Genomic DNA, 23,770 nt, shown 5'->3' with positions numbered 1-23,770 from the left:
ACCCAGTTCTGCTGCGGGACCGCATATCTCGTCTCGCTGTCGGTTGCCGGGCGAAACTCTTCATTGGGTGCCGCATTGCTCGAGTATCCAGTACTTAGTGGCGCAAAGTTCTGTCGTCCCGCGAATACTCATAGATTCTTCATATCTGACGCAGCGTTTCCTATCGCCACGCCCGCCGGACCTGCGGAGTTATTTGTTTTCTGGACAAGGGCCGAATAACCTCACTTTCCACGAATAGCAAGTTTTCGGGACACCTGTCCCCCGGAGAGAGGCAGGAAATTCGCGAAGAAATCCCGGGCCTCCTTTTCAGGGAGGGCCGAGTACGCGCAATTCGACCGTCGGCCCTCGTTGAGAGCGGTTACCGACGCCGACGCTGCAGCTGGGATCGGCCTTCCTACGGGGAATGCCGACGTGTCTCGATCTCCTTTAGAGGGAGATTCGAGCGAGGGGTGGCCCCGGCTCAGGTGCTGAATCTGAGCGGGACGGACGGAACTATAAACATGTGGTCCACATCACCGCAACCGGATCTCGTGAATTGCCTGAATGTTTCGCGATCTGGACAGCTGCGCCGACCAGGCCGGCGCACTTCACCAAAAGAGCTGGCGCCACCGTCTTTTGGGCAATGCACCAGCGTTCCGGGTGGGCCCGCCCGGCCCCAGTCCGGCCCGCGGCGCGAGCGGATGCACCTGCCATTGCTGCCGCGGGCTCGATACACCGCCGCGAAGTTCATCGGTGGCCGCTTAGAGTCCCCTGTCGGGGTCGGACCCGGAAGTCGCCCGTACGTTAGGGTCGGTTACGTGGCTGACGATGAACTGAGCCTTTCACAATCTGTCCGACACTGACGCCGGGAGAACACGCATGAGCGCCGAGCAGCCGACCATCATCTACACGCTGACCGACGAGGCGCCTCTGCTGGCGACCTACGCCTTTCTGCCGATCGTGCGTGCGTTCGCCGAGCCGGCCGGCATCACGATCAAGACCAGTGACATCTCGCTGGCGGCCCGCATCCTCGCCCAGTTCCCCGACGAACTCGACGAAGACCAGCGCGTTCCGGACAACTTGGCCGAGCTGGGCAAGCTGACCCAGCATCCCGACACCAACATCATCAAGCTGCCCAACATCAGTGCCTCGGTGCCGCAGCTGGTTAAAGCGGTCAAGGAGTTGCAGAGCAAGGGCTACAAGATTCCGGACTTCCCGCAGAACCCGAAGACCGACGAGGAAAAGGAGATCCGCGCCAAGTACGCCAACTGCCTGGGTAGCGCGGTGAACCCCGTTCTGCGGGAGGGTAATTCCGACCGTCGCGCACCCAAGGCGGTCAAGGAATACGCGCGCAAGCATCCGCACAGCATGGGCGAGTGGTCGATGGCCTCGCGCACACATGTCGCGACGATGAAGCACGGCGACTTCTACCACGGCGAGAAGTCCATGACGGTGGACCACGCATGCGACGTGAAGATGGTGCTGGAGACCAAGAGTGGCGAGACCATCGAACTCAAGCCCAAGGTGTCGCTGAAGGACGGCGACGTGATCGACAGCATGTTCATGAGCAAGAAGGCGCTGTGCGAGTTCTACGAAGAACAGATGGAGGACGCGCACAAAACAGGCGTGATGTTCTCCCTGCATGTCAAAGCGACGATGATGAAAGTCAGCCACCCGATCGTGTTCGGGCATGCGGTGCGCATCTTTTATAAGGACGCCTTCGCCAAACACCAGGAGCTGTTCGACGAACTGGGCGTCAACGTCAACAACGGACTGGTCGACCTCTACGACAAGATCGAGTCGCTGCCCGCGTCCCAGCACGACGAGATCATCCGGGATCTGCACGCCTGCCACGAACACCGGCCGGAGCTGGCGATGGTCGACTCGGCCAAGGGCATCTCCAACTTCCATTCCCCCAGCGACGTGATCGTCGACGCGTCAATGCCGGCGATGATCCGCGCCGGGGGCAAGATGTACGGCGCCGACGGGCGGCAGAAGGACACCAAAGCGGTCAACCCCGAGTCCACCTTCTCCCGCATCTACCAGGAGATCATCAACTTCTGCAAGACCAACGGACAGTTCGATCCGGTCACCATGGGCACTGTCCCCAACGTGGGGCTGATGGCTCAGCAGGCTGAGGAGTACGGCTCGCACGACAAGACGTTCGAGATTCCCGAGGCCGGGGTCGCCAACATCGTCGACCTCGAAACGGGCGAGGTGCTGCTCAGCCAGAACGTCGAAGAAGGCGACATCTGGCGCATGCCGATCGTGCGGGACGAGCCGATTCGCGACTGGGTCAAGCTCGCGGTCAACCGGGCACGTAACTCCGGCATGCCGGTGCTGTTCTGGCTGGACCCCTACCGCCCGCATGAGAACGAGTTGATCAAGAAGGTCAACACCTATCTGAAGGATCACGACACCGAAGGTCTGGACATCCAGATCATGTCCCAGGTGCGATCCATGCGATACACGCTCGAGCGCCTGATCAGAGGCTTGGACACCATCGCTGCCACCGGCAACATCCTGCGCGACTACCTCACCGACCTGTTCCCGATCCTCGAGCTGGGCACCAGCGCCAAGATGCTGTCGATCGTGCCGCTGATGAAGGGCGGTGGGTTGTACGAAACCGGCGCCGGCGGCTCGGCACCCAAACACGTTCACCAGTTGACGGAGGAGAACCACCTGCGCTGGGACTCACTGGGTGAATTCCTGGCGCTGGGGGCGTGTTTCGAGGACATCGGGATCAAGACCGACAACGAGCGGGCCAAGATCCTGGGCAAGACCCTGGACGCCGCGATCGGCAAGCTGTTGGAGAACAACAAGGGCCCGTCGCGCAAGACCGGTGAACTCGACAACCGGGGCAGCCAGTTCTACCTCGCGATGTACTGGGCGCAGGAGCTCGCCGATCAGGACGATGACGAGGACCTGAAGAAGCACTTCGGCAAACTCGCGGAGGTCTTCGCCAAGAACGAGGACAAGATCGTGTCCGAGCTGAACGAAGCTCAGGGTAAAGAGGCCGACATCGGTGGCTATTACTACCCGGATGCGGAGAAGACCGCAGCGATCATGCGGCCGAGCAAGACGCTCAACGACGCGTTGTCCGACGCCCGGGAATGACCGCCGGCCTGCCGCCCGGAGCGATGGAGTTCCGGGCGTCAGCGCGGCGGGTGCGTCTCGTCGGTCCACGTGGTGGGCAGCAGCGGCTGCGGCGGCCCGTTGCCGAATGAGTCGGCGGCCAGTTCGGTCATTCCGGCGGGCTCGATAGCCCCAGACGTATGGTGCGTGCCGGTGAAGCCGAACTCCCTACCGGCACCCCGGTCCGAAGCGGTTGCACCGAGCTCTGTCGGTTCCGGGCCAGCCGGCGTCGCTTCATCGGAATCCAGAAATTCATAGACGTATCCGCGGTCCTTGACGTCGGCCGCGCGACGGCGGCGGGCCTTGCGCCGCTGCGCTGCGGTCGAGACCGCCGTCGCGGATGCCACGGCCGCATGATCCGCAGCGGGTGCCTTTGCCGCCGTGTGGTCGGTCAGGGTCGGGCCGACGCCTTGGTCGGGGTCCATACCGCCGACCGCATAGGGCACTGCCGCCGGCGGCCCCGGCAGCGGTGCCGCGCTGGGACCACCGACACCGGTCAGACCGGTCGGGGTAGTCGCGGGTGCCGCGATTCCGGTGATCGGCGCGATCGACGCCATCGGGAACGGATTGGATCCGGACTGGTGCGGCAGCGAATCGCCCGCGGCATCGGGCAGCACCGATGCGGGTTCCGGCACCGCCAGGGCGGCCAACCCGCTGAGTCCGGCCAGCCCGACCGCGGCGGCCATCAGCAGCGGCGACGCCAGGAGCATCCCGTAGAGCGTCCACCACAGCGGCCAACCCCAGAAGTTGTAGCTGATCACAAAAATTATCGGGCCCCAGGTCGTCAGTGCCACAACCGGATTGGCGGCGAAGTCGACCAGGAACGCCTGAATCAGATTGAGTGGGTTGCGCAAGAAATCCAGGGTTTCCTGCCCAGCCGGAAAGGTCAGGATGGTGGGCGCCAACGCGTCGAGGATGTCGTTCCAGATTTGCGCCAAGGACTGCGCTTCGGCTGCGGCGATCACCGGCGGGGCCGGCGAGTCGGCCGGTATTGCCGCCACCGCGGTCTGGGTCACCGCCTGGTAGGTACTCATTGTGGTGGCGGCCTGGATCCACATTCGCGCGTAGTCCGCCTCGTTGAGTGCGATGGGAATTGTGTTGATGCCGAAGAAGTTCGTGGCCACCAACACGCCGTGCACCGCATGGTTGGCCGCCAGCTCGGCCGGTGTCGGCATGGTGGCCAGCGCCACGGTGTAGGCAGCAGCCGCGACCTCGTGCTGGGCAGCGGTGTTGGCGCTGTTGCTGCTCTGCGCGGCCAGCCAGGCCAGATACGGCGCGTGTGCGGCGAGATATCGCTCGGCGGTCGATCCCTGCCAGGACGAGCCCCCCACCACCTCCAGCAAGGTGCTCAATTCTGTTGCAGCGCCCAGATACTCGCGTGCCAGCGCGGTCCAGGCGGCAGCCGCGGCGAGTATCGCGCCGGGCCCGGGCCCGCTGAACAGCAGCGCCGAGTGCACCTCGGGCGGCACAGCCGCCCACAGCGGCGCAGTCATCGCCGCGATCCGACGAGGAGTCTGCCGGCGACCGCGGAAACATAGAGCCACAGCACGAGGCTGCCGACCCATGTTGGCACGTAATCGAATTCGTCGGCCCGAGCCGAAGCGTTGACACCCAGATAGGCGCAGACCGCGAGCACCGAGATCCCCACCAGTGCCGACAGCGCGGCCCACCGGTGATCACCGGCCCCGGCAAAGTACCGGGCGAAGGCGAAACATGCCACGGTGACCGCGAGAAATCCGATCATGCCGCCGATGCCGTGGATCCTGGCGGACGTGCTCAACGCGTCGTAACCGGGGAACCCGCCGGACGTTCCCGGCGGGAAGCCGAAAGCGGGCTCCGGCGGACATAGACCGACGATGAGGCCGGCGCCCAGACCGTAACCCACCAGCCCGGCCGCAGCCACCACCCCGGAGCGCTGCGGCCACGCGGACCATCCGACACCCACTCCGAAGGCGACCAGCAGCACACCGTAGACCAATATGTCGATGGTCTGCACCCACCCCCAATCACCCAGCACCAGAAGGCTGTTGGGGTGGCGGCGGATGTCGAATCCAGGCCGCACGGCAGCCAACAGGCACGATGTCACGGTCATGCAGACGCCGGCGACCACGCCGGCCCACAACAGGGTCGCGGCCAGGCGCGGGGCGCGGACGGCCACCTCAGCCTGCAACGTCATCGCGGTACCCTCTCGGAATACTTGGTTAGCCAAACCTAACCGAACATAACATGAATGATGTTCATGTTCGACCCTGTGCAACGATATTCCGGTGGCCACCCACAATGCGTTGCGTCGGCGTCAGCCGGTGCAGGAACGGAGCAGAAAGCGCGTCGCGCGGATGCTGGCTGCCGCGCTGGAGTTGCTCGAATCCGGCGGCGAGGAAGCGGTCACCACCCGCGCGATCGCCGAGCGCGCCGGGATCCCGGTCGCCACCGTCTACCAGTTCTTCCCGAACCGGGACGCGATGTTGCAGGAGATCCTCACCGACCTGCTGGACCGCCGCGACGCCGAAGGCAGCATGGTGTTGTCCGCGTTGGCGCCGGCCAGTCTGGGGGAAGTGATCCATGCGCTGTTCGAATTTCACCGCGAGTACCTGGACACCCACCCGCAGCTGGCTAATCTGTTCTACCTCAGTCGTTCCCGGGGATTGATCGCCGACCCGCAGCAACGCCGGGCACGCTTCGCCGAAGCGCTGCACGCCGCCCTCATCGAATGGCGGCTACTGCGCGCCGACACCGACCTCCTGGTGACCACCATGGCCGTCGAACTCGGTGATCACGTCTTGGAGTTGTCGCACCGCGCCGGCCCCGGCCGGGCTCGCGCGGTGTTCGCCGAGGGCGAGCGCGCGCTGACGAAATACCTGGAGCTCTACGCAATGCCCGACGAGACACCGGCTAACTAGCTGGGCAGCGCTTGACATCGGCTACCGACTGCCGACCAGGTACCAGGTGTGCATCACGCCTTTGCCTTTGACGTCGACGTCGCCGCGCTCCTCGAACAGAAACGTGCCGTTGAGCCGCTCGTGGACATCCTGGGGCACCTGAATTCGTCCCTCGACGCCGGTGGTTTCCATCCGCGAAGCCACGTTGACCGCGTCCCCCCACACGTCATAGAAGAACTTTCGCGCCCCCACCACACCGGCCACCACCGGCCCCGCCGCCAAGCCGATGCGCAATGGCACCGCCCTGCCGCGCATGTCGGTCAGATCCGCGACCGCGGCCGCCATGTCCAGCGCCAGGCGGGCCAGCGCCTGCAGATGATCGGGTCGCGGTTCCGGTACACCGCTGACGATCATGTAGGAGTCACCACTGGTCTTGATCTTTTCCAGGCCGTGGCGATCCACGAGTCCATCCAATTGGGTGTACAGGCGGTCCAGGAAGCCGACCAGTTCGGTGGGCGCAGTGTCGCTGGCCTGCCGGGTGAAACCGGCGATGTCAGCGAACAGCACCGAGGCGTCGTCGTATTTGTCGGCGATCACCGGCCGGGACGGATCTTTGAGCCGCTGGGCGATCTGCGCCGGCAGGATGTTGGCCAGCAGCGCCTCCGACCGTTCGTATTCGGCCTCGATGGCCTGCTCGGCACGGGTGACCTCACGTACCGCATACCAGATGGTCGCGACCACCATGACCCACGATGAGATCACGGTGATGACGAATCCGAAGGTGTAGGCCCAATCCGGTTGTACGCCGGTTCTTTCCGGCACCAAGAGTTCGGTTGCGACGGTCAGGACCGCGCCCAGCGCCGCCATCAGCACGGCCAGTCTCAGATGGTCGACGGCGAGCACCAACACGATCAACGTCGCCGCCACCAGGAAGTAGAACTGCATCCCTGATCCGGTGCCGACACGCAAGGTCACGATGAGGATCAGCAGGTAACCCACCATGAGAAAGGTCAGCGGGGCGACCAGCGTACCGAACCGGTACAGCAACGGGATCGACAGATAGAGCGCGGTGCCGATCGCGCTGACGACGCCGATCCACAACCCACCGTGACCGATGAAGATCGACAGCACACTGAAGAAGCCGCTGACCATCGCACCGATCCGGGTCGCCACGGTCAGCACCCGCTCTTGTCGGGCAATACGTTTCGACGAGGGCGCAACATCCGGCGGCGTACCGTGCTGCCGGCCCAGACCAGGCACGACCAGCGATCGCGGTCCGAGCGTCATGGTGGCAGCGTAACGCCGTCGACACGGCGGAGACCTTCGATTCAACGGGTCCACGGTGTTGCCGGTCAACCCTGCACCACCTCGGCCGCAGCAGGATCCGAAGACTGGCGCACAATGCAATCACCGGCACTTCGTGAGGAGTTCTCATGTCCCTGTTCGATATCTCCGAACGCGCCCAGCAGTACCAGGCCGATCTGCGCGAGTTCATGGATTCCCACGTCTACCCGGCGGAGACGATCTATGACGAGCAGATGCGGGAGGCCGGTGACCCGCACTTCCACCCGCCCGTCCTGGAGGATCTCAAGTCCGAAGCGCGAAAATGGGGATTGTGGAACCTGTTTCACCCGCACCCCGAGTGGGGACCGGGGCTGACGAACCTCGAGTACGCGCCGTTGGCCGAGATCATGGGCCGCAGTCATCTGGCGTCCGAGGCGTGCAACTGCAGCGCCCCGGACACCGGGAATATGGAGGTGCTCACGCTGTTCGGCACCGACGAGCACCGGGAGCGTTACCTCAAACCGCTGCTGGACGGCAAGATCCGGTCGGCGTTCGCGATGACCGAGCCGGCGGTGGCGAGTTCGGACGCCACCAATGTCGAAATGTCGATGGTCCGCGACGGTGACGGCTATGTGCTCAACGGCCGGAAGTGGTTTGCTTCCAACGGAATGCACCGTAACTGCAAGGTGCTGATCGTGATGGGTAAGACGGATCCGGACGCCGCCCCGCACCGGCAGCAGTCGATGATGGTGATGCCGATTGACGCGCCGGGCATCACGGTGCGACGCAACTTGTCCGTCTTCGGTTACCAGGATCGTGAGGGACATGCCGAGATCGACTTCGACGATGTGCGGGTGCCGGCCACCGATGTGCTCAAGGGGGAGGGCGAGGGTTTCGCGATCAGCCAGGCCCGGCTGGGCCCCGGCCGCATCCACCACTGCATGCGGGCCATCGGCATGGCCGAGCGCGCGCTGGAGCTGATGTGCCGGCGCGCCCAGTCTCGCGTCACCTTCGGAAAACCGATCAGCGACAACGCCAATATCCGGGACTGGATCGCCGAGGCGCGTATCGACATCGAAATGATCCGTCTGCTCACGCTCAAAGCCGCGCATCTGATGGACACCGTCGGCAATAAGGAGGCGCGCACCGAGATCGCGGCCATCAAGGTTGCCGCCCCCAACATCGCGTTGAAGATCGTCGACCGCGCCATCCAGGTGCACGGCGGTGGCGGTGTCACCGACGATTTCCCACTGGCGATGGCGTGGGCGCATCTGCGCACACTGCGACTGGCCGACGGCCCGGACGAAGTGCACAAGCGGGCCATCGCAAGTCAGGAATTGCGCAAGTACCGCAACGATGTCTGAGGACATCCCGGGCGTCGACGCCGCGGCGGTGTCGCGCTGGCTGGTGACCCTGGGCATCGACGCCACCGGTCCGCTGCGCTTTCAGCGGATCGGACTCGGGCAGTCGAACCTGACCTATCGCGTCAGCGATGCCGACGGGCAGGCCTGGGTGCTGCGCCGCCCGCCGCTGGGTCACCTGCTGGCCTCGGCCCACGATGTGGTGCGCGAGGCGCGGATCATGGCGGCGCTGGCCGACACCGACGTGCCGGTCCCCCGAATACTGGGCGTGACAACCGATCCGGAGTTCACCACCGCACCGTGGGTGTTGATGGAGTTCGTCGACGGTTTGGTGGTGGACACGATGGCGGTCGCGGCGGCGCTGACACCGCAGCAGCGCCGCCAGATCGCGCTGTCCCTGCCGCGCACCCTGGCCAAGGTCCACGCCGTCGACCTCGCGGCGGTGGGCCTACAGGATCTGGCCAGCCACAAGCCGTATGCGCAGCGCCAGCTCAAGCGCTGGGCCGGACAGTGGGAGCTGTCGAAGACGCGCGACATCCCCGAACTCGACGATCTCACCGCCCGTCTCTCGGCCTGCATTCCCGAGCAACGCGAAGTCAGCCTGGTGCATGGTGATTACCATCTGCGCAACCTGATCACCTCGCCGCAGACCGGGGCCGTGATCGCGACTCTGGACTGGGAGTTGTCCACGCTGGGTGATCCGCTCGCGGACATGGGCAGCCTGCTCACCTACTGGCTGGAGCCCGGGGAAACGACCAAAAACGACTTCGAGCCGACCACACTGCCGGGTTTTCCCGATCGCGCGGAGATGACCCGGCTCTACATCGACGAGACCGGCCGCGACCCCGCCGCGGTGCAGTACTGGCACGCGCTGGGACTGTGGAAGCTGGCGATCATCGCCGAAGGCGTCATGCGCCGGGGCATCGACGAGCCGCAGAACAGGGCCGCCTCCGGAGCACCGACCACCGACCGGATCGACGCGACCGTGCGCATGGCATGTGAAATCGCCGCTGCGGCAGGGATCTTCGGGCGCTGACTACCGGCCTGAAGTCTGCGCAGCCGGACGACCGGCGTGCTGCCCGTCGCACCACTGGTCAGGAGGCACCGACTGGCGTACCTCCGCCACATGCTCCCCACACCCCTCCCACGTGGTCTTTCCACAGACCGGGCATTGCACCGCACGACACATAGAATCTCCTTGAAACGCGTTGGCGCCACCGCTACTCGATAGACTAATGCGCCCTACTGGCGCTGCTGCGTGCCGTTCAGTTAATCGACGAGGTCACGCAGCGTCTCGATCAGCTTGACCCGCTCGGCGGGCGTGCCGGCCAACGGCATCACGTTCAGCGTGGTCACCCCCGCGGCGCGATACGCGGCCACCCGTTCCTTCACGAATTCCTTTGTGCCGATCAGGTTTACGTTGCGCACCAACTCGTCGGGAACGGCTTTGGCGGCCGCGTCCTTCTCCCCGGCCAGGTAAAGCTGTTGAATCCGATCGGCTTGCGGGCCGTAGCCGTACCTGGTGGCCAGGGTGTGGTAGAAGTTCTTGCCCTTGGCCCCCATGCCGCCGATGTAGAGCGCCAGGTGCGGTTTGACGAATTCGAGCATCGGCTCGACGTTCTCACCGATCGCCAGCGCCGGTCCGGCGTACACCTCGAGTGCGCCGAGTGCCGGATCGCGCTTCGCCTGCCCGGCGGCCAGGGCCTGGCCCCACACGTCAGCCGCCTTCTCCGGCAGATAGAAGATGGGTTGCCAGCCCTCGGTCAGCTCGGCGGCCAATTCGACGTTCTTCGGGCCCAGCGCCGCGATCAGGATCGGAATGCGTTCCCGGACCGGATGATTGATCAACTTCAGCGGCTTGCCGAGTCCGGTCCCCTGTCCGGCGGGCAACGGGACGGTGTAGTGATTGCCCCGGTACTGCACGGTCTCGCGGCGCCACACCTGGCGGCATATCTCGATGATCTCGCGGGTGCGGGCAATCGGGGCGTTATAGGGCACCCCGTGAAAACCCTCGACCACCTGCGGACCGGACGCACCCAGCCCCAGGACGAACCGACCGCCGGAGACGTAGTCGAGGCCCGCCGCGGTCATTGCGGTCAGGGTGGGCGTGCGGGTGTAGAGCTGCAAAATGCCCGATGCCAGTTCCACCCGTTCGGTGCTGGCCGCCAGATAACCCAGCGCACTCACCGCATCGAACGAATACGCCTCGGGCACGAATACGATGTCCAGCCCCGCGTGTTCGAGGTCGGCCACCTCGGCAGCCACTTCCTTGAAGCCGCCGGCGTAGTTGATGCCCAGTCCGATGCGCACGATCAGCCGTTCTGGGCGCCGGCGAACTCGACGGCCTCCTGCTGGATGCGGTCGAACTGGGCGCCCATCGCCTCCGACAGCGCCTGCGCGCCGGACAGCGGCCGCACCATCACGGTGAAGTCGTCGATCAGGCCGTCCTCGTTGAAGTGCAGGAAGTCGCAGCCGGTGATCTTCTTTCCGGACACCACGGTTTCGAACACGAACGCGTGGTCCCGCCCGTTCTCGTCGTGAATTTCCCGGATGTAGCGAAAGTCCTGGAAAACCCGCAGCACACCGCGCAGGATGGCGGCGGTGATCGGTTTTCCGACATACGGCTTGAAGGCCACCGGGCTGGTGAACACCACGTCGTCGGCCAGTAACGCCTGGATGGCCGCTTCGTCGTGGTCTTCGACCGCTTTCCGGAACGGATGCATGAGAACCTCGCAATAGTCAATTTGTTGAGTAGACCCGATCGACGCTAGAGCGTCCCTGCCCCGCCTGTCTATAGGTAACTAATAACCTTGTTGAATAGGTGCTTCGTTGTACGATGCGTCGATGTCGCTGCGTGACGCCGTGCTGACGGCACTTCTCGACGGTGAGTCCTCCGGCTACGACCTGGCCAAGGAGTTCGACGCGTCGGTGGCCAACTTCTGGATGGCCACCCCGCAACAGTTGTATCGCGAACTCGAGCGACTGGCCGAGCAGGGTCTGATCCAGGCGCGCGTCGTGCACCAGGAACGGCGACCGAACAAGCGGATGTACTCACTGACCGACGCGGGCCACGAGTCGATTCGGCACTTCACCGCACGGGCGCCCAAGCCGGCGGCGATCCGCGACGAATTGATGATCAAGGTGGCGGCCGCCGATGCCGGCGACACATCAGCCGTCCGTGCTGCGATCGCCGAACGGCGGGATTGGGCGACGGCCAAACTCGAACGCTACGAACGGCTGCGCGCCCGCCTGCTGGCGGGACGCACCGAGGAGGAGTACGTCGCCCACGCCGAACGGGTGGGCCCCTATCTGACGCTGCTACGCGGAATTTCGTTCGAGGAAGAGAATATTCGCTGGGCCGATCATGCGCTGACCGTCATCGGCCGTCGTCTTCCGGCGCGCGCATGAACCGCGGTCCCCGGGTGGTGATCATCGGAGCTGGGCTCGCCGGAATCACTGCGCTGCACACCTTTATCCAACGCGGGTTCTCCGATGTCACGGTGTTCGAGAAGGGCGGTGCCGTCGGCGGTGTGTGGCACTGGAACCGGTATCCCGGTCTCACCTGTGACGTGCCCTCCCAGCTCTACCAATTCGGGTTCGCGCCGAAATCCGACTGGTCGCACATCTGGGCCGACGGGGCTGAGATACAGCGCTATCACGATGACGTGGTGGCCTCACTCGGCCTCGGCGAGCATATCCGGTTGAACACCGAAGTCGTTGCGGCACAGTGGGATGAAGAAACCTCCAGCTGGACGTTACGCACCGCCGCCGACGAGCAGATCGTCGCCGACGTCGTGGTGTGCGCCACCGGCGTGCTGCATCATCCGGCCGTACCCGACATCACCGGACTCGACGAGTTCCGCGGGCCTGTGGTGCACACTGCCCGCTGGGACGACGCCGTCGACACGCACGCCAAGAACATCGCGGTCATCGGCACCGGCTCAACGGGCGTGCAGATCATCTCCGCGCTGCAACCCGCTGCGACCGCGATCACGCATTATGTGCGCTCCCCGCAGTGGATACTGTGGGCGCCGATGTCGTTGCGGCAGAGCGCGGTTGTCACCGCGACGTTGCAGCGCTTTCCGCGCGTCCAGCACGGGTTGTACCGAATGATGTTGTGGGCGTCCGGGATTCTCGCCGACATCACCACCCGCCCGTCCTGGCGCCGGCGCGCGGTGCAGAACTATGCGCGCCTGTGCCTGCGCCTGCAGGTCCGCGACACCGCGCTACGGGTCAAGCTCACCCCGGACTACCAGCCGTTGTGCAAACGCCAGGTGGTGTCCGGAACCTATTACCGCGCAATCCAAGCCGACAATGCCGAGTTGGTGACCGACGGCATCGACGAGGTGACGCCCACCGGGATACGGACCGCCGACGGCCGGCACCGGCCGGCCGACGTGATCGTGCTGGCCACCGGCTTCCATTCGCACAACTACATGCGGCCGATGCAGATCACCGGCCGCGACGGCCTGACCATCGACAAAGCGTGGGCCGGCGGACCGCGGGCCTACCGGATGACCGCTATCCCGGGTTTTCCCAACCTGTTCACAGTGCTGGGGCCCAACTCTCCGACGGGGTCCATCTCCCTGCAGTATTCCGCCGAGCGGACCGCCCGCTACATCGCGCACTTCCTGGAGATGCTGCGTACCGGCGCGGCGACCTCGATCGAGGTCACCCAGGACGCGACCGACGAGTTCAACGCCGATGTGGCAGCGGCCATGGCGCCGACCGTCTGGAACACCGGCTGCAACTCGTGGTACCGCACCGACGACAACACGATCGATCTGTGGCCGTACGACCGGGCGACCCTGACGTCGATGCTGGCCGCCCCGGAACCGGCGCACTTCGACATCCGTTAAGGCACGGCCCCGGTCAGGTAGTGCGCAAGTACCGGCCGGAGCCATTCGGTGAGGGTCGCGTCGTCCATCTCCACCAGCGCTGGGATACGCAGCACGTAGCGGGCCGTTGCCAGACCGAGCACCTGCGATCCCACCAGTGCGGCACGCTCGGCGGCACGGTCGGGAACGGCTGCGGCCAGGGCCGGGGCGACCCGGTCGACGAACACCTCGAGCAACGCTTCGGCGGCCGCCTGGTTCGTCGCGGCCGCGCGCAGCAACGGCAGGAACGGCCCCTGTGATCCCCAGATCGCGACGAACATCGGCAACAGCACGTCGGCGAGTTGGTCAGCGGCCACTCCGGACAGGTCGGGGAAATCGATATCCAGGCGGGACGCCGCGGCGAACAGTTCGGCTTTGCTGCCGAAGTAGTGCATGACCAGCGCCGGATCGACGCCGACGGCCGATGCCACCGAGCGGATGGTGGTGCGTTCAAAGCCATGGTTGCCGAACTGTGATCGCGCGGTCGCCAGGATCGCGGCTCGGGTGGCTTCCCCATCGCGTGTCTTCCGCGGCATAGCCGACAGTGTATTTCAACAACTGTTGACAGGGCTACCGGCTCGGACTACTGTCCATTTCAACGGTTGTTGAAATCCGCGAGGAAGGTTGTCGCCATGACCATCACCGCCATCCAGATCGGTCTCGACCCCGACGTGATCGAATACTCGTCGCCGGAGTTCGCCCGGTTTCCGGGGCTCAGCAGAAGAACGCTGCGGGCGGCCAACGACGACAACGTCGCGGCACTGCGGGCGGCCGGCTACCGCGTCGACAACTGCCTGATCGACTTCGGCGACGCCGGCCTGCAACAGGCCCGAAATTGGCTGGAAGCCAACCGATATGACGCCGTGCTGATCGGGGCGGGCGTGCGGCTGGTCGCGAGCAACACCCTGCTGTTCGAGGCGATCGTCAACGTCGCACACACCACCCAGCCCGGCTGCCGATTCGTCTTCAATCACGCAGCGACGTCGTCCCCGGACGACATTCGTCGCTGGTTCCCGCATCCGGGGGCGGTGCGGGCATGAACACCCACGACTGCGACGTTCTGATCGTCGGCGCCGGTCCCACCGGACTCACCGCCGCGGGTGACCTGGCCCGGGCGGGTCACTCGGTGTGCGTGCTGGAACGCCGGCCATCGGTGAACCCGTCCAGCCGGGCGTTCGCCACCATGGCGCGCACCCTTGAGGTCCTCGACGCGCGCGGACTCGCCGAGGACCTGCTCAGCCGGGCACACCGGGCGCCGGGCGTCACGATCTTGCGCGGCGCACGCATCGACCTCACTCACCTCGATTCGCCCTATCGCTTCGTGATGGTGACGCCGCAGACCAACGTCGATGCGGCGCTGCATGATTACGCTGTCGCACAGGGGGCCGACGTCCGGCGCGGCGTCGAAGTCGTCGGCCTGCAGCAGGATGATGCCGGCGTCACTGTGCAGACCGCAGACGGCGACCGGTGGCATGCCCGTTACCTGATCGGCGCCGACGGAGCGCACAGCGCGGTCCGCACGCTGATCGGCGCGGATTTCCCGGGCGAGACGATCTTGTCCTCGGTCGTGCTCGCCGATGTCAAACTGGCGCAGGCGCCCACCGGCGACGGCCTGCGGGTCGGCAGTACCCGAACCAGGTTCGCATTCCTGGCCCCCTACCAGCGGCGCGACGGTGACGGCTCGTGGTACCGCGCCATGACCTGGGACCGCGGTTACCAGGTGGCCGATCACGTGCCGGTGACCGACGACGAGATCGTCAACGTGCTCGACACCGCCATGGGCGCCGAATTGACCGTGCAGGAAGTGCGCTGGAAGTCCCGGTTCCACTGCGAGGAAAGGCAAGTCACCAGGTATCGGCACGGGCGCGTGTTCCTGGCCGGCGACGCCGCCCACGTGCACTCGCCGATGGGCGGCCAAGGCATGAACACCGGGATCCAGGACGCAGCGAACCTGGCTTGGAAGATCGGCGCGGTGCTCGCCGGTGCCGACGACGCGGTGCTCGACACCTACCACGACGAGCGCCACCCGATAGCCAAGCGGGTGCTGTTCCAGTCTGGGCTGTTGGCCCGCGGCGTGACACTGCACCCCCGGGTGGCCCGGGGTTTGCGAAACATATTGGTACCCAACCTGCTTCGCGTCCCGCGGGTACGCGATGCGATCGCCGGCAGCTTCGCCGGGACGACGTTGCGGTATGCGCGGCACCGCGGTGAGCATCCGTTGGTGGGTACCCGTGCGACACAGGTGCCGTTGACGGCGGGCCGGCTGACCGAACTGCACCGCAGGTCACCCGGCTTCGTGCTGATTCGGGAGCCCGATGCCGCCCCGGCCACTGCGGTCGCTCTGCAGCAGGCGCAACGCACCGACGCCGGCCCGGCGGTCCTCGTGCGGCCGGACGGCTACGTCGCCTGGGCCGGGGACTCCGCGGACCGGGCGGGGTGGGTTGCCACCCTTACCCGATGGGTTGGACCTCGAGCGACATCGCTGCCGGCCACCGCGTGAGTCAGGTCTGGAGGGGATACCGGGGATCCGGGGCGTTTGCCGGCATTGCTGACCGGCCGCTGCGGCGCACGGGTTCGCCGGCGCCCGGCATGATGGCCGGGTGACCACCGAGATCCGCGTGCTCGACGACGAGGGTGACCTGCTGGCGGCGTCGAACGTGTTCCGCGCCGCCATGGTCGGGTTCCCACCGCTGAACCTGGCGCCCGGCCGGATCACCAGAATGCTCGAGCCGGGCCGGACCATCGGGGCATTCGTCGACAACCGGCTGGTCGGCACCGCCGACGCCGTCACCAGCCGGCTGACCCTGCCCGGTGGCGCGCTCGTCGGACACGCAGCGGTTACCCACATCGGGGTGCTGCCGTCCTTCACCCGGCGTGGGGTGGCGACCGAGCTGGTGCGCCATCAGCTGCAGGACATCGCCGCTCGCGGCGAGGTGGTGGCGACGCTGCGTGCTTCGGAGGCGACGATTTATGGCCGGTACGGATACGGGGTGGCGAGTTCGGTGCAGAGCGTGGAGGTGCACACGGCGCGGGCGGCACTGCGGCCGGGCGTCCCGTCCGGCGGGCCGGTGCGGTTGCTCGACCCGGCCGACGCGTGGGAGCTGCTGCCGTTCGTCTACTCCGAGCATCGGCCGGCGCGTCCGGGCAGCATCGACCGCCCCCCGGTGTGGTGGGAAAGTTTGCGGTCGCGCAGTGAATCGGCGGCGGGCGCTTCGTATGTGGCGGTGCACGGCGACCCCGGATCCGAGTCCGGGTTCGCCCGCTACCGCCCGATCGACACCGACCGGTGGTTCGTCAGCGATCAGCGCACCATCGTGGTGGAGGACTTCTTCGCGCCCACCCCCGATGCCTACCTGGGACTGCTGCGCTTCCTGTTCGGACTGGACCTGGTCGATCGGGTGATCTTCTGGATGTTGCCCGTCGACGATCCGCTGCCCTTGCTGCTGCAGGATCGGCGCGCGGCGAAGATCACCGCTCGCTACGACGAAACCTGGTTGCGGATCATCGACGTTCGGCAGGTGCTCACCGCCCGAAGCTACGCCGGTGCCGAATCGGTCAGCATCTCGGTGAAAGACCCTCTGTTGACGGACAATTCAGGTGTTTTTCGGATCAGCGGCGATGGTGCTGCGCCGGTCGAGGAGGGTGCGCAGTTACACGTTGACGTGGAGGGCCTGGCCACCGTCCTGCTGGGCGGTGCGACATGGCACAGCCTGGCCCTCGCCGGACTGGCCCGCGCCGACGATCCCGCGGCGCTCGCCGCCGCCGATCAGCTCTTCAGCGTGCCCGAAGCCCCTTACGCCGGCTTCTACTTCTAGCGATGATCGTCGTCGTCGGCGCCGGCATCTGCGGGCTGGCAGCTGCGCACGAACTATCGCGCCGTGGCGAACGGGTGATCGTGGTGGAGCGAGGCGAGCCGTTCGCCGAGCAATCGGTGGGACTGGCCCGGATATTCCGCATCGCGCACCGACGACCGCAGTTGTGCCGGCTGGCGCTGCACGCCCGGAAGGGTTGGCAGCGCTGGGAATCCGAGTTCGGTGCCGGGCGACTACTGGGCACCGAGGGGTTCATCGCCGCAGGCGCGGACGCTGAGGTTGCCGCGGCAATGTCGCACGCGGGTGTTGCATTCTCCCGGTTGGACCCCGACGAGATCGCGGCCCTCCTGCCATTCGCTGACGTGCCTTGGGAGACAGCGGTTCTCGATCCGCTCGGTGGCAGCCTGCGGATTCGCCGCGCATTGTCCGCCCTGGCGAAGCGCGTGAATATTCAGCGCGCGCGGGTTATTTCGGTCAACGACGACGGTTCGGTCCACTTGGCCGACGGCGCCGTGCTACCCGCCGACCGGGTGCTGATCTGCGCAGGGGTGCAGACCCAGGCGCTGTTCGGCCCGCTCGGAATCGAGTTCGGCCCGCACACCCGGTTCACCTACCAGGGTGCTGACGCCCACGGCGCCGCCTGTCTGTCTTCCCCCGAAAAGGTTACGGATTGCCGATCGGCAGCACCGGCCGCTGGGCCTTCGGGCAGGACGTGCCGGACCCGGCGACGGTACGCGCGTTGTTCCCGTCGTTGGCAGCGGTCAGTCGGGTCGATTGTGTGACTGCGCGCGCAGCCTGGCTCGACGAGGGCGGGGACGGCTGGCAGGTGGCCCGGCGCGGCAACGTGATCGGGTTCGTCGGCAGCAACCTGATGAAATTCGGCCCGCTGCTCGGCGAACTGCTCGCCGACGCCGTGCTCAGCGAACACCTTCCCGCTGCGCTGGTCCTCGAGTAGGTGCGACGGGTTCGACCAGGGAGTTTGGCGGCGATCGGGGTGAGTGAGTACTCTCTCACCTATGGTCGCCTCGGGACGCGATCGGCTGTTGGCCGAAGCGTTGAAGCTGTTCGCCGCCAAGGGTTACGCGGCGACCTCGGTGGCCGATATTCAGCGGGCGTCCGGTCTGGCGCCGGGATCGGGCGCGCTCTACAAGCACTTCGGTTCCAAACGCGAGCTCTTGGAGGCCGCTGTCGCGCACCGCATCGACAGCATTGTCGCCGCCCGCGAACAGTACGACGCCAAAGAGCCGCACAGCGTCGAACATGCGGTACGCACCGCGGGGCAGTTGATCTGGAGCAGCTTCAAGCAGAGCGAGGACCTGCTGCAGGTCATGCTGCGCGAGCCCGACGAGCTCGGCGACCTGGACGAGAAGACCTGGCAGGTCATCACCGACAACGCCTATCAGCGCTTCGCCGACGAGCTCGCCGCGTCCAACCGTAGCGGTCGCACGCAGATCCCCGACCCGGATGCCGCGGCGGCGGTGGCGATCGGCTCGTTGTCCTACGCCGCGACGCTGCAGGCTCTCACCGGTCGGCTGCCCGGCAACATCGACGAAGAGCGTTACTTCGAGGCGTGGGTGAACCAGACACGCGCCGTGCTCGCCCAGTACAGAACCCCGAAAAACAAGTAGTACCAACATATTTCAGGAGTAGATCCGTGACATTTTCGATGCAGCTCAGCGACGACGTGATCGAGGTGCGCGACTGGGTGCACAAGTTCGCCGCCGACGTCATCCGGCCGGCCGCGGCCGAATGGGACGAACGCGAGGAAACCCCTTGGCCGGTGATCCAGGAAGCCGCCAAGGTCGGCCTGTACTCCCCTGACTTCTTCGCCCAGCAGGCGGCCGAAGAGACCGGCCTGGGCATGTTGACGGCCTTCGAGGAGATGTTCTGGGGCGACGCCGGCATCGCGCTGTCCATCATGGGCACCGGTCTGGCCGCAGCGGCGTTGGCGGGCAACGGAACTCCCGAACAGCTGGGTCAATGGCTACCGGCGATGTTCGGTACCGCCGAGGAACCCAAACTGGGCGCGTTCTGCTCGTCCGAACCCGACGCGGGATCCGACGTCGGTGGCATCCGGACCCGGGCACGCTACGACGAGGCGGCCGGCGAGTGGGTGCTCAACGGCACCAAGACCTGGGCCACCAACGGCGGAATCGCCAACGTGCACATTGTGGTGGCGTCGGTCTATCCCGAGCTGGGCACCCGCGGCCAGGCCAGCTTCATCATCGGACCGGACACCAAAGGTCTCTCGCAGGGTCAGAAGTTCAAGAAGCACGGCATCCGCGCGTCCCACACCGCCGAGGTGGTGCTGGACAACGTCCGGTTGCCCGAGGACGCGATCCTCGGCGGTCGGGAGAAGTTCGAGGCGCGCGTCGCCCGGGTCAAGTCCGGGGCTTCCGCGCGTGGCCAGGCGGCGATGAAGACGTTCGAACGCACCCGGCCGACCGTCGGGGCGATGGCGGTCGGCGTGGCCCGGGCCGCTTACGAGTACGCGCTCGACTACGCCTGCCAGCGTGAACAATTCGGCCGCAAGATCGGCGAGTTCCAGGCCGTGGCGTTCAAGCTGGCCGACATGAAGAGCCGGATCGACGCGGCGCGGCTGCTGGTGTGGCGGGCCGGCTGGATGGCGCGCAACAACCAGAACTTCGAAGCCGCGGAGGGTTCGATGGCCAAGCTGGTGGCGAGCGAAACCGCCGTCTACGTCACCGACGAAGCCATCCAGATCCTCGGTGGTAACGGTTACACCCGCGATTACCCCGTGGAGCGGATGCACCGAGACGCCAAGATCTTCACCATCTTCGAGGGCACCAGCGAGATCCAACGGCTGGTGATCTCGCGCGCCCTGACCGGACTGGCCATCCGCTGACGCCGGGCCGACACGGCGTGCGTGAGCGGCTCGCAGCTTCAGCTTCGGTGGCGCGGCTGACATGATGTCACCCATGGCGACTGCGTTGGATTCGGTGCTTGCCGCCGACAGTGAATCGACCGCTGGTTCGATCGCGGTCCGTGGCAGCATCGCAGTTGCCGGATCGACCGCGATCGCAGGCAGCGTCGCCGTTGCCGGATCGACGACGGCGGCGGCCAGCGTCGCAGTCGCCGGGTCGGTCGCGACGGCGGGCGGCATCGCGGTCGCCGGATCGGCCGGAACGGCCGGCGGAGTCGGGGTGATCACCAGCCTGCTCACAGTGATCTGTATCGGCGTTCGGGAATGCGTGGCATGCCTGGCATGTATCGCCTGCGCCCGGTGCGTCGGTTGCATCGCGTGTGTCCGATGCACCGATTGCGTCGGTTGCATCGGCTGTGTGAACTGTTCTGGGCTGCGAAATGTGGTCGGCGCCAGGAATATTCACCTGCCGGTTGCGGCGTGACACGTCCCGCGAATCGGTAGCCCGGGTTTGATCGCGAGGTGTGGAGCCGTCCTCTGGATCGTGGGCCCGGTTGGGTACCTGCTCCTCGAAGCGGTCGCGGCGGCAGCCTTCCGCGATTACAGCTATGCGAACAACTACATCAGCGACCTCGGACTGACCGGCCCGCGAACGCGGCTGATGCAGCTGGCCTTCTGCATGCAGGGCACTTCCTTCCTGCTCGGCGCCCTACTCATCACCGGATCTGCGCGCAGCGGTAGGCACCGGCTGTTCCTCGGCCTGGCCGTCGCGAACGCACTCGGCAACTGCCTGGTCGGCACCGTGCACCGGGGTGGGCTGCACGTCGTCGGCGCCGTGCTGGCCATCCTGGGCGGCAATGCCGCCGTGCTGGTCGGTCGGGCGGTGGTCAGCTCTTCCGCGTGGTATCGCCAGACCGCCAAAGCAATTGCGGCACTGGGATTTGTGAGCTTCGGCGGGTTTGCTGCCGGGACGTTCGGCGTCGACCTGGGCCCGAAGGGGATATGGGAGCGCGGCAGCGTGTACACGATCCTGCTGTGGCAGCTGCTCACCGCGTTCCTGGTGCTACGCGGGCACCGCGCGGCCACCCCGGATCATTGACCCGGTTGTTGATTGGTCGGGCGGAAGCCGGACTGCGCCACCGCAACCGAGACACCGTTGCCGATCGGCCCCCGGTGATCGACGAGGACGGCCGATCCGGTCGCCACGCCGTCGTCGCTGTAATGCGTCATGGCGGCCAGGCCGAGCTGGGGACCGTCGGGCAGCCGGCTCAGCGTGAGCGTGTAGTCGACGTTAATGAACTGCAAACCCTTGCTGCCCCAGTTCGCGATCGACGCGGTGATGTCACCGGCCATCGCGGCGCGGGTGAAGGGCGTCAGCTCCTCCCCGCCGATCAGCGGACGGGTCTCCTGCAACCAGGTGTACTTCGGCCCCTGCCGGTCTGCCCAGTCGGGATCGGGATTCTGCAGTTCACCGCCCCACCCGTAGGTCCTGATGAAAAGCGACTCGACACCTTCCTGATCGACCGGCAGGGGCGGCAACTGCACCGGGGGTGACCACACCTGTCCGTCGGGCTGGTCCCCCCGCCGCACGAACAGGGCGCTCGCGTTTGCGACCACATGGCCGTCCTGGACGAGTGCGGTCTCGACAAGTCGCAGCCGCCGCCGGTCCTGCTGGATGCGGGTGCGCACCTCGAGCGGCTTCGGCGCGGTCGGCCGGGGCAGGTCGACTGTCAGGCGGGCGGGCTGGAACTGCGGATCGCCGCTCGCGCGCTCGGCCGCCCAGCCCAGCAGGCCGCCGACGACGTGGCCACTGAGCGATGGCCCCCAGCCACCCCGAGCCATAGTCGTTGGCACATAATGGTTTTCGTCGCGGACGAAATACGGCAGCGGATCCGCCGGGTCGCCGGCCGGGGAATTGCGGTGCACATCGTGTTTCTACAGCAATGGGCCGGCGGCGTTGCGCCGGGTTACGACAACCGCGCCAGCGCGGTCCTGATCTCGGCGACGCGGGCCGCATCGATACCCCAGGGTCGCTCGACGCCGACCTGCTCGTCGAGATCCCAGAGCACGCACTGTTCGTCCGGTTCAGCGACCAACTGCCAGGCGATCACCGTTCTGCGAAGCTGCTCGTCGGCCGATTCGCTGGCGGCCCGGTTACCCGGCAGCGCACCGCCGTCCGGGTGGTGGTGCAGGAACCGACCGTATGCCGCGTCGCAGAAGGCAGCATACCGCGCGGTGCACAAGATCAGACCGTGCCACGCCTCGTCCACCGCATGCGACGGCATTCCGATCACCTGCTTGTCCCGTAACGCGGGCGCACAACACCGAAGCCACTGCCGCAGACCGGTCTCGACGAGCGTTCGCGGTTGCCATGGACACGTCTTGAACACGGCCGGGGGCAGTTCCAGTGCCGCCACCGCGCGGTGGGCGCGGTCGTGTCGATCCAGCCGTCGGCGTAGCACGAAATCACTGTAAACGGCGTCCGCGAACGTCCGCAGTCCTTGGGATTAACGTGGGTGCATGACCGTGACTGAACTGAGCATCATGACGGGCGTGGTGGGGTTGTTCATCGCGGGCTGGCTTCAGAGCCGGCGTGGCCGGGGCCGCGGCGACTTCGGCGACGGCGACATCTGGTCGTCTGGACTGGGATCCCACGGCGGCACGGACGGCGGGAGTGGCTGCGGCGGCGGGTCGAGCGGGTGCGGCGGCGGGTGCGGCGGCGGCGGCGATTAGCTATTTCCAGGCGAACAACGGTTGCTCGAGTTCATCCACCGGATCGTGCCGGCCTTCCAGACACCACCACCGAAGCTGCAAAAGCACGGCGCCGGTGGGAGCGTGGATCAGATCGTTGCCCAGCGGAATCTGGACGACCGGACGCGGGCTTTCCGGGATGGTGATGAAGCGGGGCGAATCGTCGCGTTGCAATCGGTGCAAGCCCACCCGGTAGACGGCCACCACCTCGTCGGGGGCCGGACGCAGATCGCCTCGGCCGCCGCCCCAGATCACCACCGGGGTGATCACGTACCCCGACCGGGTCGGGTAGTCGTCCAACATCCCCAGCACCGCCGACGGCGGCAACCGGACGCCGACCTCCTCGTCGAGTTCCCGCAACGCCGCGTCGATCACGGTCTCACCCGGATCCAGCCGGCCACCCGGCAATGCCCACTGCGCAGCATGGGAGGACAGCCGAGAGGTCCTGCGGCACAACAGAAAAGCCGCGCCGCCGGCCACGTCGACCATATGTCCGTCCAGGTCGCCCGGCATCGGCCGGTCGGCGATCCAGTCGTCCACCGGCGCCGGATCCACCCTGTCCTCGCCGACTTCGGAGTCGACGAGAACGACCGCCACCGCCGCGTGCCTCTTGGTGGGGTCGGTCACCGCACGCCGGTCGCACTCGGCCAGGCGAGCCCTAATCTGATCCCGCAGCGCGTCGTCGTAGGTGATAGTCACCGCTTGACCATAGGCGGCGGGACGGACTCCGACGCGGCACACGGGTACGTCGACCGACTCCTCAAGTGCCACCGGTACCTGCGTGACGTCTACTGAGGGTGTGACCGAG

General features: G+C 66.3%; 24 protein-coding genes and 1 pseudogene. 15 read left to right on the top strand and 10 right to left on the bottom strand.

All coding sequences use genetic code 11. The features are described from left to right. Nucleotides 1-858: 858 nt before the first annotated feature. Nucleotides 859-3,096 carry an NADP-dependent isocitrate dehydrogenase gene (locus tag AC5Y5Z_RS20520; RefSeq protein ID WP_463826408.1) on the top strand — a complete coding sequence of 746 codons (2,238 nt, stop codon included), beginning with the start codon at nucleotides 859-861 and terminating at the stop codon, nucleotides 3,094-3,096. A gap of 38 nt (nucleotides 3,097-3,134) precedes the next feature. Here the strand turns inward: AC5Y5Z_RS20520 and AC5Y5Z_RS20515 are convergent, their stop codons facing one another. Both AC5Y5Z_RS20515 and AC5Y5Z_RS20510 read right to left on the bottom strand, forming a co-directional pair. Continuing rightward, the gene (locus tag AC5Y5Z_RS20515) at nucleotides 3,135-4,607 is read right to left on the bottom strand and encodes a PPE family protein (protein WP_499927187.1); all 1,473 of its coding nucleotides are present in this window, start codon (nucleotides 4,605-4,607) and stop codon (nucleotides 3,135-3,137) included. Next, nucleotides 4,604-5,290 (bottom strand): DUF998 domain-containing protein, encoded by a 687-nt coding sequence (locus AC5Y5Z_RS20510; RefSeq protein WP_473138783.1) that lies wholly within the window; start codon nucleotides 5,288-5,290, stop codon nucleotides 4,604-4,606. The genes AC5Y5Z_RS20515 and AC5Y5Z_RS20510 overlap by 4 nt, the downstream gene beginning before the upstream one ends. Nucleotides 5,291-5,381: 91 nt before the next feature. On the opposite strand from AC5Y5Z_RS20510, the gene AC5Y5Z_RS20505 reads away from it, so the two are divergent. Further along, nucleotides 5,382-6,014, top strand: a complete 633-nt coding sequence (locus tag AC5Y5Z_RS20505; RefSeq protein ID WP_499927185.1) for a TetR/AcrR family transcriptional regulator — start codon at nucleotides 5,382-5,384, stop codon at nucleotides 6,012-6,014. A 21-nt stretch (nucleotides 6,015-6,035) separates the two neighbouring features. Here the strand turns inward: AC5Y5Z_RS20505 and AC5Y5Z_RS20500 are convergent, their stop codons facing one another. Further along, the gene (locus AC5Y5Z_RS20500; protein ID WP_463826404.1) at nucleotides 6,036-7,280 is read right to left on the bottom strand and encodes an adenylate/guanylate cyclase domain-containing protein; all 1,245 of its coding nucleotides are present in this window, start codon (nucleotides 7,278-7,280) and stop codon (nucleotides 6,036-6,038) included. Between the two features lie 146 nt (nucleotides 7,281-7,426). Here AC5Y5Z_RS20500 and AC5Y5Z_RS20495 point away from each other — a divergent pair, with 146 nt between their 5' ends. Both AC5Y5Z_RS20495 and AC5Y5Z_RS20490 read left to right on the top strand, forming a co-directional pair. Next, entirely contained in the window at nucleotides 7,427-8,641 is a 1,215-nt protein-coding gene (locus AC5Y5Z_RS20495; protein WP_499927183.1) for an acyl-CoA dehydrogenase family protein, read from the top strand. Continuing rightward, nucleotides 8,634-9,674 (top strand): phosphotransferase family protein, encoded by a 1,041-nt coding sequence (locus AC5Y5Z_RS20490; RefSeq protein ID WP_473138779.1) that lies wholly within the window; start codon nucleotides 8,634-8,636, stop codon nucleotides 9,672-9,674. Before AC5Y5Z_RS20495 ends, AC5Y5Z_RS20490 begins: the two co-directional genes overlap by 8 nt. Here the strand turns inward: AC5Y5Z_RS20490 and AC5Y5Z_RS20485 are convergent, their stop codons facing one another. The 3 genes from AC5Y5Z_RS20485 to AC5Y5Z_RS20475 all read right to left on the bottom strand — a co-directional run bounded on the left by AC5Y5Z_RS20485 (nucleotide 9,675) and on the right by AC5Y5Z_RS20475 (nucleotide 11,361). Continuing rightward, nucleotides 9,675-9,827 carry a DUF8730 family Cys-rich protein gene (locus tag AC5Y5Z_RS20485; RefSeq protein ID WP_499918733.1) on the bottom strand — a complete coding sequence of 51 codons (153 nt, stop codon included), beginning with the start codon at nucleotides 9,825-9,827 and terminating at the stop codon, nucleotides 9,675-9,677. Nucleotides 9,828-9,907: 80 nt separating this feature from the next. Continuing rightward, the gene (locus AC5Y5Z_RS20480) at nucleotides 9,908-10,948 is read right to left on the bottom strand and encodes an LLM class F420-dependent oxidoreductase (RefSeq protein ID WP_473138778.1); all 1,041 of its coding nucleotides are present in this window, start codon (nucleotides 10,946-10,948) and stop codon (nucleotides 9,908-9,910) included. A gap of 2 nt (nucleotides 10,949-10,950) precedes the next feature. Further along, nucleotides 10,951-11,361: a nuclear transport factor 2 family protein gene (locus AC5Y5Z_RS20475; RefSeq protein WP_463826400.1), complete on the bottom strand. Its 411-nt coding sequence runs from the start codon at nucleotides 11,359-11,361 to the stop codon at nucleotides 10,951-10,953. 121 nt (nucleotides 11,362-11,482) lie between these two features. Between AC5Y5Z_RS20475 and AC5Y5Z_RS20470 the strand changes: the two genes are divergently transcribed. Next, entirely contained in the window at nucleotides 11,483-12,046 is a 564-nt protein-coding gene (locus tag AC5Y5Z_RS20470; RefSeq protein WP_463826399.1) for a PadR family transcriptional regulator, read from the top strand. Beyond that, the gene (locus tag AC5Y5Z_RS20465; RefSeq protein ID WP_499927179.1) at nucleotides 12,043-13,497 is read left to right on the top strand and encodes a flavin-containing monooxygenase; all 1,455 of its coding nucleotides are present in this window, start codon (nucleotides 12,043-12,045) and stop codon (nucleotides 13,495-13,497) included. The genes AC5Y5Z_RS20470 and AC5Y5Z_RS20465 overlap by 4 nt, the downstream gene beginning before the upstream one ends. On the opposite strand, the gene AC5Y5Z_RS20460 is transcribed toward AC5Y5Z_RS20465, so the two are convergent. Continuing rightward, the gene (locus tag AC5Y5Z_RS20460) at nucleotides 13,494-14,051 is read right to left on the bottom strand and encodes a TetR/AcrR family transcriptional regulator (RefSeq protein WP_463826397.1); all 558 of its coding nucleotides are present in this window, start codon (nucleotides 14,049-14,051) and stop codon (nucleotides 13,494-13,496) included. The two genes, AC5Y5Z_RS20465 and AC5Y5Z_RS20460, sit on opposite strands and share 4 nt — an antisense overlap. Nucleotides 14,052-14,147: 96 nt before the next feature. Here AC5Y5Z_RS20460 and AC5Y5Z_RS20455 point away from each other — a divergent pair, with 96 nt between their 5' ends. From AC5Y5Z_RS20455 to AC5Y5Z_RS20420, 8 genes and pseudogenes are all read left to right on the top strand, one after another. Then, entirely contained in the window at nucleotides 14,148-14,555 is a 408-nt protein-coding gene (locus tag AC5Y5Z_RS20455) for a hypothetical protein (protein WP_499927177.1), read from the top strand. Further along, on the top strand, nucleotides 14,552-16,015 hold the full coding sequence (locus AC5Y5Z_RS20450) for an FAD-dependent oxidoreductase (RefSeq protein WP_499927175.1): 1,464 nt from the start codon (nucleotides 14,552-14,554) through the stop codon (nucleotides 16,013-16,015). The genes AC5Y5Z_RS20455 and AC5Y5Z_RS20450 overlap by 4 nt, the downstream gene beginning before the upstream one ends. Before the next feature lie 100 nt (nucleotides 16,016-16,115). Then, a complete protein-coding gene (locus tag AC5Y5Z_RS20445) occupies nucleotides 16,116-17,330 on the top strand; it encodes a GNAT family N-acetyltransferase (protein WP_499927173.1) in 1,215 nt (404 codons plus the stop codon). A 2-nt stretch (nucleotides 17,331-17,332) separates the two neighbouring features. Beyond that, nucleotides 17,333-18,282: pseudogene (locus tag AC5Y5Z_RS20440) on the top strand (NAD(P)/FAD-dependent oxidoreductase). A gap of 61 nt (nucleotides 18,283-18,343) precedes the next feature. Then, nucleotides 18,344-18,955, top strand: coding sequence for a TetR/AcrR family transcriptional regulator (locus AC5Y5Z_RS20435; RefSeq protein WP_463826392.1), 612 nt, complete (start codon nucleotides 18,344-18,346; stop codon nucleotides 18,953-18,955). Nucleotides 18,956-18,981: 26 nt separating this feature from the next. Further along, entirely contained in the window at nucleotides 18,982-20,193 is a 1,212-nt protein-coding gene (locus tag AC5Y5Z_RS20430; RefSeq protein WP_463826391.1) for an acyl-CoA dehydrogenase family protein, read from the top strand. A gap of 73 nt (nucleotides 20,194-20,266) precedes the next feature. After that, nucleotides 20,267-20,695, top strand: a complete 429-nt coding sequence (locus AC5Y5Z_RS20425; protein ID WP_463826390.1) for a hypothetical protein — start codon at nucleotides 20,267-20,269, stop codon at nucleotides 20,693-20,695. A gap of 60 nt (nucleotides 20,696-20,755) precedes the next feature. After that, a complete protein-coding gene (locus tag AC5Y5Z_RS20420; RefSeq protein ID WP_499927170.1) occupies nucleotides 20,756-21,310 on the top strand; it encodes a DUF998 domain-containing protein in 555 nt (184 codons plus the stop codon). Here AC5Y5Z_RS20420 and AC5Y5Z_RS20415 read toward each other — a convergent pair. Beyond that, nucleotides 21,304-22,053: an acyl-CoA thioesterase domain-containing protein gene (locus AC5Y5Z_RS20415; protein WP_499927252.1), complete on the bottom strand. Its 750-nt coding sequence runs from the start codon at nucleotides 22,051-22,053 to the stop codon at nucleotides 21,304-21,306. The genes AC5Y5Z_RS20420 and AC5Y5Z_RS20415 overlap by 7 nt on opposite strands. A 125-nt stretch (nucleotides 22,054-22,178) precedes the next feature. Then, on the bottom strand, nucleotides 22,179-22,673 hold the full coding sequence (locus tag AC5Y5Z_RS20410) for a UCP032817 domain-containing protein (RefSeq protein ID WP_499927168.1): 495 nt from the start codon (nucleotides 22,671-22,673) through the stop codon (nucleotides 22,179-22,181). A gap of 58 nt (nucleotides 22,674-22,731) precedes the next feature. On the opposite strand from AC5Y5Z_RS20410, the gene AC5Y5Z_RS20405 reads away from it, so the two are divergent. Further along, nucleotides 22,732-22,944, top strand: a complete 213-nt coding sequence (locus AC5Y5Z_RS20405; protein ID WP_463826387.1) for a hypothetical protein — start codon at nucleotides 22,732-22,734, stop codon at nucleotides 22,942-22,944. Here AC5Y5Z_RS20405 and AC5Y5Z_RS20400 read toward each other — a convergent pair whose 3' ends face one another. Continuing rightward, entirely contained in the window at nucleotides 22,945-23,661 is a 717-nt protein-coding gene (locus AC5Y5Z_RS20400) for an NUDIX hydrolase (protein ID WP_499927166.1), read from the bottom strand. Nucleotides 23,662-23,770 lie beyond the last annotated feature (109 nt).

The organism is Mycobacterium sp. NGS29 (assembly GCF_059812965.1).
Note: the sequence above shows the minus strand (reverse complement) of the source record. Positions and strands in the feature narration are given on the sequence as shown.

Bases quoted from the DNA above. Each gene is read 5' to 3' on its own strand.
- AC5Y5Z_RS20520 (WP_463826408.1), top strand. From the start codon at position 859: ATGAGCGCCGAGCAGCCGACCATCATCTACACGCTGACCGACGAGGCG.
- AC5Y5Z_RS20515 (WP_499927187.1), bottom strand. From the start codon at position 4,607: ATGACTGCGCCGCTGTGGGCGGCTGTGCCGCCCGAGGTGCACTCGGCG.
- AC5Y5Z_RS20510 (WP_473138783.1), bottom strand. From the start codon at position 5,290: ATGACGTTGCAGGCTGAGGTGGCCGTCCGCGCCCCGCGCCTGGCCGCG.
- AC5Y5Z_RS20500 (WP_463826404.1), bottom strand. From the start codon at position 7,280: ATGACGCTCGGACCGCGATCGCTGGTCGTGCCTGGTCTGGGCCGGCAG.
- AC5Y5Z_RS20495 (WP_499927183.1), top strand. From the start codon at position 7,427: ATGTCCCTGTTCGATATCTCCGAACGCGCCCAGCAGTACCAGGCCGAT.
- AC5Y5Z_RS20490 (WP_473138779.1), top strand. From the start codon at position 8,634: ATGTCTGAGGACATCCCGGGCGTCGACGCCGCGGCGGTGTCGCGCTGG.
- AC5Y5Z_RS20485 (WP_499918733.1), bottom strand. From the start codon at position 9,827: ATGTGTCGTGCGGTGCAATGCCCGGTCTGTGGAAAGACCACGTGGGAG.
- AC5Y5Z_RS20475 (WP_463826400.1), bottom strand. From the start codon at position 11,361: ATGCATCCGTTCCGGAAAGCGGTCGAAGACCACGACGAAGCGGCCATC.
- AC5Y5Z_RS20470 (WP_463826399.1), top strand. From the start codon at position 11,483: ATGTCGCTGCGTGACGCCGTGCTGACGGCACTTCTCGACGGTGAGTCC.
- AC5Y5Z_RS20465 (WP_499927179.1), top strand. From the start codon at position 12,043: ATGAACCGCGGTCCCCGGGTGGTGATCATCGGAGCTGGGCTCGCCGGA.
- AC5Y5Z_RS20460 (WP_463826397.1), bottom strand. From the start codon at position 14,051: ATGCCGCGGAAGACACGCGATGGGGAAGCCACCCGAGCCGCGATCCTG.
- AC5Y5Z_RS20455 (WP_499927177.1), top strand. From the start codon at position 14,148: ATGACCATCACCGCCATCCAGATCGGTCTCGACCCCGACGTGATCGAA.
- AC5Y5Z_RS20450 (WP_499927175.1), top strand. From the start codon at position 14,552: ATGAACACCCACGACTGCGACGTTCTGATCGTCGGCGCCGGTCCCACC.
- AC5Y5Z_RS20435 (WP_463826392.1), top strand. From the start codon at position 18,344: ATGGTCGCCTCGGGACGCGATCGGCTGTTGGCCGAAGCGTTGAAGCTG.
- AC5Y5Z_RS20425 (WP_463826390.1), top strand. From the start codon at position 20,267: ATGGCGACTGCGTTGGATTCGGTGCTTGCCGCCGACAGTGAATCGACC.
- AC5Y5Z_RS20415 (WP_499927252.1), bottom strand. From the start codon at position 22,053: ATGGCTCGGGGTGGCTGGGGGCCATCGCTCAGTGGCCACGTCGTCGGC.
- AC5Y5Z_RS20405 (WP_463826387.1), top strand. From the start codon at position 22,732: ATGACCGTGACTGAACTGAGCATCATGACGGGCGTGGTGGGGTTGTTC.